This window comes from Tenacibaculum sp. FZY0031 (genome assembly GCF_036350695.1).
In the GTDB taxonomy this organism is placed as follows: Bacteria; Bacteroidota; Bacteroidia; order Flavobacteriales; family Flavobacteriaceae; genus Polaribacter.
Window position 1 is genome coordinate 35,698 of record NZ_JAZDVY010000011.1, and the last position, 12,398, is coordinate 48,095.

Annotated in this window: 8 protein-coding genes; all 8 read left to right on the forward strand. The window is 31.8% G+C overall.

Features of this window, described 5'->3' with window-relative positions; translation table 11 throughout:
• The first annotated feature begins 100 nt into the window (after nucleotides 1-100).
• The 8 genes from rpsB (at nucleotide 101) to V1T75_RS14870 (ending at nucleotide 12,252) form a co-directional block, all read left to right on the forward strand.
• Nucleotides 101-847: a 30S ribosomal protein S2 gene (rpsB, locus tag V1T75_RS14835; RefSeq protein WP_330489282.1), complete on the forward strand. Its 747-nt coding sequence runs from the start codon at nucleotides 101-103 to the stop codon at nucleotides 845-847.
• Between the two features lie 91 nt (nucleotides 848-938).
• Entirely contained in the window at nucleotides 939-1,907 is a 969-nt protein-coding gene (tsf, locus tag V1T75_RS14840; protein WP_330489283.1) for a translation elongation factor Ts, read from the forward strand.
• Between the two features lie 481 nt (nucleotides 1,908-2,388).
• On the forward strand, nucleotides 2,389-4,974 hold the full coding sequence (locus tag V1T75_RS14845) for a ligand-binding sensor domain-containing protein (RefSeq protein ID WP_330489284.1): 2,586 nt from the start codon (nucleotides 2,389-2,391) through the stop codon (nucleotides 4,972-4,974).
• A 159-nt stretch (nucleotides 4,975-5,133) separates the two neighbouring features.
• A complete protein-coding gene (locus V1T75_RS14850) occupies nucleotides 5,134-6,150 on the forward strand; it encodes a hypothetical protein (protein WP_330489285.1) in 1,017 nt (338 codons plus the stop codon).
• A 276-nt stretch (nucleotides 6,151-6,426) separates the two neighbouring features.
• Nucleotides 6,427-8,331: a T9SS type A sorting domain-containing protein gene (locus V1T75_RS14855; RefSeq protein WP_330489286.1), complete on the forward strand. Its 1,905-nt coding sequence runs from the start codon at nucleotides 6,427-6,429 to the stop codon at nucleotides 8,329-8,331.
• Nucleotides 8,332-8,479: 148 nt separating this feature from the next.
• Complete coding sequence (gene pyrH, locus V1T75_RS14860) at nucleotides 8,480-9,190, forward strand: UMP kinase (RefSeq protein ID WP_330489287.1); 711 nt, start codon at nucleotides 8,480-8,482, stop codon at nucleotides 9,188-9,190.
• A gap of 47 nt (nucleotides 9,191-9,237) precedes the next feature.
• Entirely contained in the window at nucleotides 9,238-9,792 is a 555-nt protein-coding gene (gene frr, locus V1T75_RS14865) for a ribosome recycling factor (protein WP_330489288.1), read from the forward strand.
• Between the two features lie 96 nt (nucleotides 9,793-9,888).
• Nucleotides 9,889-12,252, forward strand: a complete 2,364-nt coding sequence (locus tag V1T75_RS14870) for an efflux RND transporter permease subunit (protein ID WP_330489289.1) — start codon at nucleotides 9,889-9,891, stop codon at nucleotides 12,250-12,252.
• Nucleotides 12,253-12,398 lie beyond the last annotated feature (146 nt).

The following is a 12,398-nucleotide window of genomic DNA, read 5'->3' on the forward strand; positions in this document are numbered from 1 at the left end:
GTTATTTACAAATCAATTTTTAACAGTTTAGTATCTAAATATTTCAGACTTAATAACTACTGAGATATTGCGAAAACAGAACGTAAACACATTTATTAAAATGGCAAACATTCAAGAATTATTAGAAAGTGGTGTTCACTTTGGACACTTAACTAGAAAGTGGAACCCTAACATGGCTCCATACATTTATACAGAGCGTAATGGTGTTCACATCATCGATTTGTACAAAACTTCAGCTAAAATTGACGAAGCTTCTGCTGCGTTACAAAAAATAGCTAACTCAGGACGTAAAATCTTATTCGTTGCAACCAAAAAGCAAGCGAAAGATATCGTTGCTGAAAAGGCTAAAGCTGTAAACATGCCTTACATTACTGAGCGTTGGCCAGGTGGTATGTTAACAAACTTTGTTACTATCCGTAAAGCCGTTAAGAAAATGACGTCTATTGATAGAATGAAGACTGATGGTTCTTTTGATGCATTATCAAAAAGAGAAAAATTACAAATTAACCGTCAACGTGAAAAATTAGAAAAGAACTTAGGTTCAATTTCTGATATGACTCGTTTACCAGGAGCTTTATTTGTAATTGATGTAAAGAAAGAACACATTGCTGTTGCTGAAGCACAAAAATTAAACATTCCAATCTTTGCAATGGTTGATACAAACTCAGATCCAAGACCAATCGATTTTGTAATTCCTGCAAATGATGATGCTTCTAAATCTATCGATAAAGTTTTATCGTATGTAACTGATGCAATTGCTGAAGGCTTAACTGAAAGAAAAGCTGATAAGGAAAAAGCTAAAGCTGAAAAAACAGCTGATGCTCCAGCAAAAGAAGAAGCAAAATAATTTTTAATTTAAAGGTTTCATTACATTGAAACCTTTAAATTTTTACAACTTTGTACAACAATATATTTACAACTAAAAAATAACGATAGAAATGTCAGTAAAAATTAGCGCTGCAGACGTAAAAAAATTAAGAGAAACTACCGGAGCTGGTATGATGGATTGTAAAAAAGCATTAGTAGAGGCTGAAGGTGATTTTGATAAAGCTATTGAAATTTTACGTAAAAAAGGACAAAAGATTGCTGCTAAAAGAGCAGATCGTGAGTCTACTGAAGGTGTAGCAATCACTAAAATTAGCGATGACAACACATATGGTGTTGCTATCGTATTAGCATGTGAAACAGATTTTGTAGCTAAAAACGATTCATTCAAAGCTTTAGCGCAAGAATTTGTTGACATCGCTTTTAACCACAAAACAAAAGAAGAGTTCTTAGCTGCTGATTTTGGTGGTGTAACTGTTGCTGAAAAATTAATCGAGCAAACAGGAGTTATCGGTGAGAAAATCGATATCACTGCTTTCGAAAGAATTGAAGCACCATACGTAGGAGCTTATACTCACGTTGGTAAAATTGCTGCAATGGTAGGTTTAACTGCTGCTGTAGATAACGCTGCTGAGTTAACTAAAGACTTAGCGATGCAAGCTGCTTCAATGGGAGCAACTACTTTATCTTACAAAGATTTTGATCCTGCATTTGTAGCTTCTGAAACTGAAGCTAGAATCGCTGCGATTAAAAAAGACAACGAAGAGTTAGTACGTTTAGGTAAAACTTTAAAAAATGTTCCTCAATTCGTTTCTCGTTTACAGTTAACTGAGGAAGCTATAGCTAAAGCTGAAGAGGAAGCTAAAGAGCAATTAAAAGCTGAAGGTAAACCAGAACAAATCTGGGACAAAATCTTACCAGGTAAAATGGAAAGATTTATCTCTGACAATACAACTTTAGATCAAGAACAATGTTTATTAGATCAAAAGTTTATTAAAGACGAAAAGAAAACAGTTGCTGAATATGTTTCTTCTTATGGTGACGTTGAAGTTAAAAACTTCGTAAGAGTTACTTTAGGATAATTCTCAACAATTATATTATATAAAACCATCCATTTTTTGGATGGTTTTTTTTTGGAAGACCCTTTATTATTTTACTTTCCATTCACTTGCTCCTATGCTATATCAAATAAAAATTAAACAATCGCTTTTTATTCAAAAGCTATAAATAAAAGCATTTTCTTATACTCCTCATCCCCAATTAGCCAACTGTAATATCCATATTTAACAAGGCTTTTTCCTATATACCTATAAACTCATAGGTAAATCCACTCCACACTTTTCATAATAATTGAAATTTATTTCTATTATATATCAATAATTTATACATTTAAGTGGCTAAAAAAACGCCCCCTAAAACAATTGAAAATGAAATCGAAACACATTATGATACCTGCTCTCAAATCTATTCTATAGAAATTGGAACTTTCCCAAAGTTTAGTCATAAAACTTCATCAGAAAAACACCTCATAACCCTTCCAAGAACACCTATTTTACCTCCCTAATGCTCAGCTATAAAAACACCTTCATATTTTCATTAATTACACTAATTAGCACCGTTTGCCTTGGTCAAGAATTTATTTATGAAAAATTAGGGGTAGATGAAGGGTTACCAAGCTCTCAAGTATACGACGCTTATCAAAGTAAAGAAGGATATATTTGGTTTGCTACAGACAAAGGAGTATCTAAATATAATGGTTACGAATTTGAAAACTTTGACACTAATGACGGTTTAACAGGCAACGTAGTGCTTCGCTTTTATCCACAAAAAAATGGACAAATATGGTGTTATTCTTATCATAACAAATCTCTTTTTTATTTTGATGAACTATTTAAAGGGTTTACACCCTATAAGTACAACAATATACTCGCCCAAAACTTATTCTTTGACAGTGTAATAAAAAGTGTTTATATCGATGCGGCGAATAATTTACACATAGGTGGTCACTACATAAATGGCGAATTAATTATAGATCAAGAAGGCAAAATCAAAAATAATTATGCCTCCGAAGACTATTTTATTACAAAGTTCTCTTCTAAAAAAAGAATCGTACTTGATAAATCTCCGCATTTTGCAGCTACCTCTTTTTTTTTCACAACAAATGACACTAGCAACATACAAAAAAGGATATCTGCGAAGTACATCCATGCTCGTATCATGGCTGATTGGTTAACACCTCAAAAGACCGGTGTTTTTATAAATGACAGCCTAGTATCTATTGTAAATAAAAACAAGATATTCATAAAAGATAAGTACTCTCCAATAGCTCTAAAAGTTATTGACAATGAACATTTTTTTATTGGTTATGAGTTTGGAGGAGGGAAAATCATAAATAAGAAAGGTCGTATTTTAAAATCATTTTTAAAAGGAAAATCTGTAACCGACTTATTAATAGATCACGAGGGAGGTTTCTGGTTTACAACCTTAAATTCTGGGATATACTACGTTAAAAATCCATCCGTAAACATCTATAATATTGCCGACCAAACCAACATCCATGTGAATAACCTTGCAAAAACAAAAAATAAAGAGCTTTTGGTTGGATACAATAATGGTGACATTCTAAAATTATTAAAAAATAGAAACTCTATAACACTAGATGCATCGAGAGGCTTCCGGCGTGCATTAGTTGAACACGATTCTGTATCTAATGAAACTTATCTTTATAATGCGAAAGGTTTTGTAAATATCTCTAACCAAAAAACATTGCTTAAAGGACATATTTTAAAACTATCCGAACCCATTGATAGCACTATTTTTGTCTCTAGACATAAATGCTTTCATGTAATAAAAAACAATAAACTTATTGCCATAAACAACAAATTACCTTTTAGAGTGCATGATGTAACTTTGTGGAACAAAGACACTATTCTTGGTACCCCTTTAGGTATTTTTAAATTCAATAACGGTGAAATTACTCCTTTATCAAAAAAATCGGAGCTTTTTAATTTTAGAAGTGACGATGTAGATGTCAGTAAAAATAAAAAGACCTTATATATTGCTACTCAAAATGCAGGCTTGGTTATTAGTGACGGTAATCACACATACAATATCACCGAAAAAAACGGATTATATAGTAATATTATTAATGAAATATCTATTGAAAATGACTCTACCATATGGCTGTGTACAAACAAAGGTTTAAATAGAATTATTTTTAGTAAAAATCATTATCAAGTTAATGGAATTGATAAAAAAAGTGGGTTATTGAGTAATGAAATTGAAGATATTGAGATTATAAACGATACCGTTTGGGCAGGAACCAAACAGGGGTTATGTTTTTTTTCAAAAAACCAGCTCACACCCCAAAAAATTGACAACACTTATTTTAAACTAAAAAAAGCATACACAAATAACAATCCGAAAGACAGCATTAAAGACAATGCCACATTATCTTACAAGGAGAATGAAATTGATTTTATTGTGGAAGGTATCTCTTTTGCAAATAAGGGAGATTTACATTATCAATACAGGTTGAACAATCAAGAGTTTTGGACTGCTACCAAAGACAGAAAAATTCACTTTTCTTCACTCCCTCCTAACCACTATACTTTCGAAATTAAAATGTGTTTTAACAATAAAAACTGTTCAGAAAAAACAGTTACATTTTCTTTTACCATTCTTCCTCCATTATGGAAAACAGGCTGGTTTAAGATGATTTGTGCTTTGGGTATTTTTTTTCTGATTTATGTATTCTTTAGAATACGAGTGCTTACCTATAATAAAGACATTGTAAGAGAATTGTTACGAGTATTCTTAAAATATTTAAAAAGAAAAGAAGACATCTATTTTTCTTTTAAAGAAAACGGCAATGAAGTACGCATTAAATCGCAAGATATACTGTATATAAAATCTTCAGGGAACTATATTGATGTTTTTACAAAAAGTAAAACACATACGGTTCGTATGAATATTGGAAAATTCCTGAGCCATATTCCCGACAAACTTGAATATATACGCATCCACCGTTCGTATATAGTTCGAATAGATAAAATTACTTCTAAATCTAAAGACAAACTAAAAATTGATGACCTACAACTTCCTGTAAGTCAAAGCTACCTTAAAAACTTACAAAATATTCATTTTTAAGCGCGAATAGTTCGTACCTAAAATAGCTAGTATTCGTACCAACCCCGTTTTCGTTGGTAACTATTTTAATACCTATCGGTAACAAAGCCTTATAAAATCAAGGTTCATTTTTTATGATTAAAATAGATTTGGCACAATAACAATCAAAAAATTTTAATTATGAAAAATTTAGTTTATAGTAGCATATCCCTAGTCTTAATGGGAATCATGTTTATGAGTTGTAATAATGAAGAAATTATACAGCCTCCTCACTCTAATAATTATATATCAGAATCCATACAAATTAATTCCGATGGTAAAAAATTGATATTCCTAACATCAGAAGATTATGAGCGCTTTATAAGTAGTAGTACAATAACAAATAATGAAACTTTAAGCAATAAAAGCTTAGAAAAATCAAAGAGTACTAAGCTAGATATCAAGTTCGAATTGTCTTCACAAGATTATATTTCATATTCAAAATACATAGCTGAAAATAATTTAGAAAATTTGATTAAAGATGAAATCTTAAGTGAAATATTGAATCAAGACCAAATTGTTCAAATAGGTAAATTTTTATACAAATTAAATTTAATTGAAGAAAAAGTATATGTTTTGCCTGCAAAATATGACTCACAATATTCCGATCTTGTTATTGAAAATATAAATAATAAAAACATCCTAGTTTTTTCTACTTCTGATGAAGTTATAAAAATAATAGAAAATGGTGACCCGAAATCAAATAAAAAAATTGGATGTAGTTCAAGAAAGGCTAATTACAAATCCAATACCACAAACATAAAAACTATTAATTCAAATGCAAACATGAGTGCAACATCTAGATATGAAAAATATGGAATCATGTTTAAATTGGAAGCAGATGTTAATATTTTCGATTCCAACTCATGGAGTGATTTACGTGTATACATTGCTTTCGAAAATTGTAGTTATAAACAAAGATGTGGTAATAGCCTAAATAATTACAGTTATCCTTGGAAAACACCTAGTGTTATGTCTACTAGTAGTTTAACAAAATTGTACAGAGTAACACTATACAGTTCTCTTAAAAAATTAGAAAATTACACTTGGAAAATTAGAGGTAGAGTTGAAGATTGGACGCCTCCTGTTGCTCCAAACCCTTGGAACAACCCCTACACCGTTGTATTTTCTGATTGGGCGTTAATTTATGATTACTAATAATAAAATTCGACCTAAACTCACTCTTAGTCACCGTTTTGTTTGAGAAAGTAACTTGTATTCAAGTGACTTTGCATAAACTTTATACAATGTTAACTAATATAACCTCCCTGAGTTCTGATTATTAAAAACGCTGATATATGGTAATTTGATTTTATCTGATGATTAACTGATAAAATTTAAACTACTGATAATCAAAACTAACAATACTTAAAATTAATCGAACTCAGGTAGCTTAATCCTTCTTTTTGAATTTTAACCTAATGCTATAAAGAAATGAAAAATATATTAAAAATAATAAGCTTACTACTTGTTAACTTATTAACATTCAACACACACGCACAATTCACCTCTACATCTTCATTTGAAACAGTTTCCTCAGGACCAAACGAAACTGAATATAAAACTGTTGGAGCAACGTCAAGTGGTAGACACATAGCTATATCTCGACAGTACATTAAATTCTTAGGAAATAATAAAGGGCGAAGGGATTTAAGGTTTTTTGATTTTGGTGGTAATCTTCTAGCACAAAGTGAAGACTATTCACATGACAATCATTTTTTTACTAAAATTTTATTTGACCCTAGAGATGAAAATATTGTTTACGCATTATATGTTCAACGAGAAACGCACCCTTATCTTTCTGAACCAGAAGAAGATGCTAAAAGATTAACTTATTTAAGACGATTTGTTAAAAACGGTTCTTCAGTATCAATGTCTGATGAATTTGTCGTATTCTATAATGATAATCCTTCTGATTTTGTAATTGCTCCTAACGGAGACTTATTAGTAGGCAATGTTAAGGATAATGGTCAAGTTAAAATTCTTCCTGTTAAATGGATTGGTGGACTTTGGCTATCTGCAACTGAATGGGAAGTTTCATATCCAGGTACAGCCACAAGATCTCCTACAGTAGGTACAAATAGTGGCAGTCTTTGGCCTATTTTTATGGATATGAAGGACTATGTCTTTATTATAGGACATAATCGAGGGTACTATTATAATTCCAACGAATATAGTCAAATTAAAAAAGCTCTTTACCATCCAAATAATCAAACGGCAACACCTATACAAACATACTATCTTCAGGGTAAGCCTCTTTATGGATCAGGAAGTAGCAGTGGTTCTATTTCTTCAGGGATGGCTGACAGTCAGAGCATAGCTCTTCGAACGGATGGTGGAATTATGTTTATCTCAAACCCACCAGATGTTCCTGCCAATAGTTACACAGGTTATCTAAATAGTATGACAGCTTCTGGTACAATTACAGTCCTTGAATCTGTAAATGGTCCTAAACCAAGAGTAGTTGTAACAGAGCAGAACAAAACATTTTTTGCCAGTGGTAGTTCAACATTACAAGGAACACCACCACATATAAGTCTTTATAATTCTACAAACAATTTAGAACACACCTACTATCCAGCGTCAGAGATTAAAGACCATATATATAATCTTAGTGTTAAGGACTGTAAATTATTAGTAACAACAGACAAAATAAATTATGGCACATATCAACATCATCAATTCTTCTCATGTACTGATTGTAATGGAAATGTTACTGCTGCTGGAGAATTTAAAGGACAATTTATGGATCGAGAGGTTTGGACAAAATATGGACCATTACCTGTAGCTGTATTTTGCAACCCAAATGATGTAATTTTTAATGGAGTACCTAGCACCTGTGAAAACAAGGTTGAAATTGCAGTAGCTCCAATAAACATTAACACTTGGGTACCTGGACAAGATTTGTATAGTGGAGTCTTCTGCAATAATTGTACTGCCCCTAACAATATGCAAATTTTAAACTATGCAAGTTCTTTAAATTATGGTCAGTATTATTTATTTACCTTCAGAGTTATTGATTTAGCTGGAAATGTTTCAGTTATTCATCGTCTCTTTTTAATTGAATATTGTGAAAAATCAGAAGGGGTTAGCACAGAAAGTTTAATAATTAATATCTACCCTAACCCAAATCAAGGCATCTTTAACGTTTCTATGACAAATAATGAAAAAGAAGGAGTCTTAGAGGTGATAGATTTATCAGGAAATCTAATTTATAAAGGAACTATTTTTAAAGAAAACCCGACAGAAATAGATATTTCTAGAAAAAAATCAGGGACTTATATAGTAAAAGTCTCTATTGAAGGAGAAGTGTTTTCAGAAAAAATAATCAAAGAATAAAAATAAAAATTTCTAAATGTAAGAAGAGGTTGTCTAAAAGTAAAGGCAACCTCTTTTTGTTTAATTCTTTAATAATTCAGGTTTTCAAAAAAAGTTTAAATCACTTCTTAAAAATTTCATTAATTTTGCACAACTTTCAACAAAACAAATGCAATACAAAAGAATTCTTTTAAAATTAAGTGGTGAGGCACTAATGGGTGAACGTCAATATGGAATTGACCCAAACAGACTTAAAGAGTATGCCCAAGAGATAAAACAAGTTATAGATAAAGGAATAGAAGTAGCCATTGTAATTGGTGGTGGAAATATTTTTAGAGGAGTTGCAGGGGCTAGCCAAGGTATGGACCGCGTACAAGGCGACCATATGGGAATGTTAGCTACTTGTATTAATGGATTGGCTTTACAAAGTGCCTTAGAAGATCAAGGAATTCACACGCGTTTACAAACTGCAATTGAAATTAAAGAAATTGCAGAACCATATATAAAACGTCGTGCTAATCGTCACTTAGAAAAAGGACGCGTAGTAATTTTTGGTGGAGGAACAGGAAATCCGTATTTTACAACCGATACAGCAGCTGTATTAAGAGCTATTGAAATTAATGCAGATGCTATTTTAAAAGGTACCCGTGTTGATGGTATTTATACAGCTGACCCTGAAAAAGATAAAGATGCTGTTAAATATGAAAACATTACTTTTAAAGACGTTATTGAAAAAGGACTGAAAGTAATGGATATGACAGCTTTTACCTTGAGCGAAGAAAACAAATTACCAATTATTGTTTTTGATATGAACAAGCAAGGAAATCTTTTAAAGCTTGTTTCTGGAGAAAACATTGGAACAATAGTTGATAACGAATAAACCGAAAAGTTACCCTCAACTTATTTGAGGTTTTAAATACGAACAAAATGAACGAAGAGATTGATTTTATTTTAGATTCGACAAAAGAGGCTATGGATAAAGCCATTAGCCACTTAGAAAAAGAATTGGCAGGAATTAGAGCTGGTAGGGCTACTCCTGCTATGTTAAGCACAATTATGGTAGATTACTACGGTTCTCAAACGCCATTATCACAAGTTGCAAACGTAAACACTCCTGATGCTAGAACGATATCTGTTCAACCTTGGGAAAAAAATATGTTACAAGAAATTGAGAAGGCTATCATGCTTGCAAACATTGGATTCAATCCAATGAACAATGGGGAAAACATTATTATTAATGTGCCTCCGTTAACAGAAGAACGTCGTATAGGATTAGCGAAACAAGCTAAAGCCGAAGCTGAACACGCTAAAGTAGGTGTTCGTAATGCTCGAAAAGATGCAAATAACGAAATTAAAAAGGTAGAAATTTCTGACGATATGAAGAAAAATGCTGAGGCAGATGTTCAGAAATTAACTGACAATTATGTAAAAGTAATTGATGAAAAGCTCGCTGTTAAAGAAAAAGAAATTATGACAGTATAACTTCTTTTAAGAAATCGTTAAAAAAGAGCGTCATATGACGCTCTTTTTTTCGTTTAATTAATTCATTTAACATAACTTTGCTGAAATTTTTTTTGGATGACTTTTTGGACTAAAATCGCAGGGTTCTTATTGCGAAATCGTTACTTAGTTTTAATTACTATTGCTATAATTACAGGGCTTTTAGTCACTCAGATGAAATATATGCGCTTCTCCTACACAGAAGCGAATTTACTTCCTACCGACCATGAGGTTAACATTGAATACAATAAGTTCTTAGAAATTTTTGGTGAAGAGGGAAACCTCATTATCTTAGGTGTAAAAGATTCTACAATATTTACCCCTACTAAATTTAATGCATGGAACAAACTTGTTAAAGATTTAGACAGTTTACCTCAGGTAGACTTTACCGTTTCTGTTGCTGATGTTCAACAATTAAAAGCCGACAGAAAGCAACGAAAATTTGTTGTTGAACCACTTTTTGAAGAAGCACCTTCAACCGATGCAGAAATCAAAAATATTAAAAAGCAACTTTTTGAAAAACTCCCGTTTTACAACAACCTATTATACAACGATAAAGGTACTTTACAAACAGCCATTTATTTAAATAAAGACATCGTAAACACACCTATTCGTAAGGATTTTGTTTTTGATGTGTTAATTCCAACCATAAACTCTTTTGAAAAAGACCATCAAATAGACGTTCGTGTTTCTGGTATGCCATACATTAGGACCTTAAACTCTCAGAATATTACTGATGAGATGGGAATTTTTGTTATTGGAGCACTATTAATAACTGCCATCATCTTTTTCTTCTTTTTTCGTTCGTTCAGAGCAACTTTTATTACCTTACTAGTAGTAAGTATTGGAGTTACTTGGGCTTTTGGTTTTATGGGCTTATTCCGTTATGAAATTACGGTATTATCAGCTTTAATTCCACCTTTAATCATTGTAATTGGTGTACCTAATGCAGTTTTTCTAATTAATAAGTATCAACAAGAAGTAAAAAAACACGGAAACCAAGCAAAATCATTACAACGGGTAATTTCAAAAGTTGGAAATGCCACATTAATGACCAACATTACTACCGCTTCTGGTTTTGCTACTTTTATATTTGTTAAAAGTAGACTAATGCGAGAGTTTGGTGTTTTGGCCTCTGTAAACATCATTAGCATCTTTGTTCTTGCGCTATTAATTATTCCGATTATATATAGTTTTATGCCGCTTCCTGAGAAAAAACACTTAAACCATTTGGAAAAAAAATGGATGGGAAATGTTGTTTCTTGGATGGAACGCATGGTAAAAAAACAACGAATTGCTATTTACATTACCACAGTTTCCATAATCATTTTTAGTATGATTGGGTTATATATGATTCGTGTATCAGGCAGTTTGATTGAAGACATGCCAAAAGGGAAACAATTTTATAAAGACATTAAGTTTTTTGAGCATGAGTTTGGAGGAATCATGCCTCTGGAAATTTTAATAGACACCAAAAAAGAAAAAGGTGTTATGAAGCTTTCTACTTTAAAAAAGATGGAAAAACTTAACGAAACTATTGAAACTTTTCCTGAATTATCCAAGCCTATTTCTGTCACAAACCTTGTTAAATACTCTAAACAAGCCTATTATAACGGAAATCCTAAATACTATCAACTTCCAACAAGTCAGGAGAAAAGTTATATTTTCTCTTATACAAAAAATTCTGATAGCAATTCTGGAATGTTAAAGAACTTTGTTGATAGCACTGGACGTTATGCACGTATAACTACCTTTATGAAAGATATAGGAACCGATAAAATGGATGTTATCCAAGAGCGATTACAAGCCGTTATTAACAAACAGTTTCCTAGTGAAAATTTTGACGTTTCATTAACAGGTAAAGCCTTAGTCTTTTTAAAAGGTACCAACTACCTAATAAAAAACTTGGTTATTTCATTATCATTGGCCATCCTATTAATCTCAATTTTTATGGCGTGGATGTTCCGTTCACCTCAAATGATTTTAATTTCACTAATTCCTAACATGCTACCACTACTCATTACTGGTGGATTAATGGGCTTCTTTGACATCCCTATAAAACCCTCTACCATATTAGTTTTTAGTATAGCCTTTGGTATTTCAGTAGATGACACTATTCACTTTTTGGCAAAATACAGACAAGAATTATTAGCCAATAACTGGAAAATAAAACCTGCTGTTTACTCAGCTTTAAGAGAAACTGGAGTCAGCATGTTCTACACCTCAATTGTGCTTTTCTTTGGATTTTTAGTGTTTACCGTTTCAAGTTTTGGAGGCACCATCGCATTAGGAGGTTTAGTTTCAATTACATTATTATTGGCTATGGTTTCAAACTTACTATTGTTACCTTCTCTACTACTTTCTTTTGAGAAAAGAATCGCAAATAAGAACGTTTTAAAAGAAACTAAGTTTAAAATATTACCCCCAAAAGAAGACAAATAATTTGAACTTAATTACCAATGCTCTAGAGGAGCTATATGCACTTAAAAGCACTTCTTTTTTCTATCGAGCTTAACTGGTAAAAGTTAGCTCTTTATTCTTGGTTCTCTTTATTGCTTATTAACAGCAAAAAAGTATCTTTGCTTGAT

What these genes read in the sequence shown, in the direction of transcription:
- rpsB (WP_330489282.1), top strand. Translation starts at nt 101, where the DNA reads ATGGCAAACATTCAAGAATTATTAGAAAGTGGTGTTCACTTTGGACAC.
- tsf (WP_330489283.1), top strand. Translation starts at nt 939, where the DNA reads ATGTCAGTAAAAATTAGCGCTGCAGACGTAAAAAAATTAAGAGAAACT.
- V1T75_RS14845 (WP_330489284.1), top strand. Translation starts at nt 2,389, where the DNA reads ATGCTCAGCTATAAAAACACCTTCATATTTTCATTAATTACACTAATT.
- V1T75_RS14850 (WP_330489285.1), top strand. Translation starts at nt 5,134, where the DNA reads ATGAAAAATTTAGTTTATAGTAGCATATCCCTAGTCTTAATGGGAATC.
- V1T75_RS14855 (WP_330489286.1), top strand. Translation starts at nt 6,427, where the DNA reads ATGAAAAATATATTAAAAATAATAAGCTTACTACTTGTTAACTTATTA.
- pyrH (WP_330489287.1), top strand. Translation starts at nt 8,480, where the DNA reads ATGCAATACAAAAGAATTCTTTTAAAATTAAGTGGTGAGGCACTAATG.
- frr (WP_330489288.1), top strand. Translation starts at nt 9,238, where the DNA reads ATGAACGAAGAGATTGATTTTATTTTAGATTCGACAAAAGAGGCTATG.
- V1T75_RS14870 (WP_330489289.1), top strand. Translation starts at nt 9,889, where the DNA reads ATGACTTTTTGGACTAAAATCGCAGGGTTCTTATTGCGAAATCGTTAC.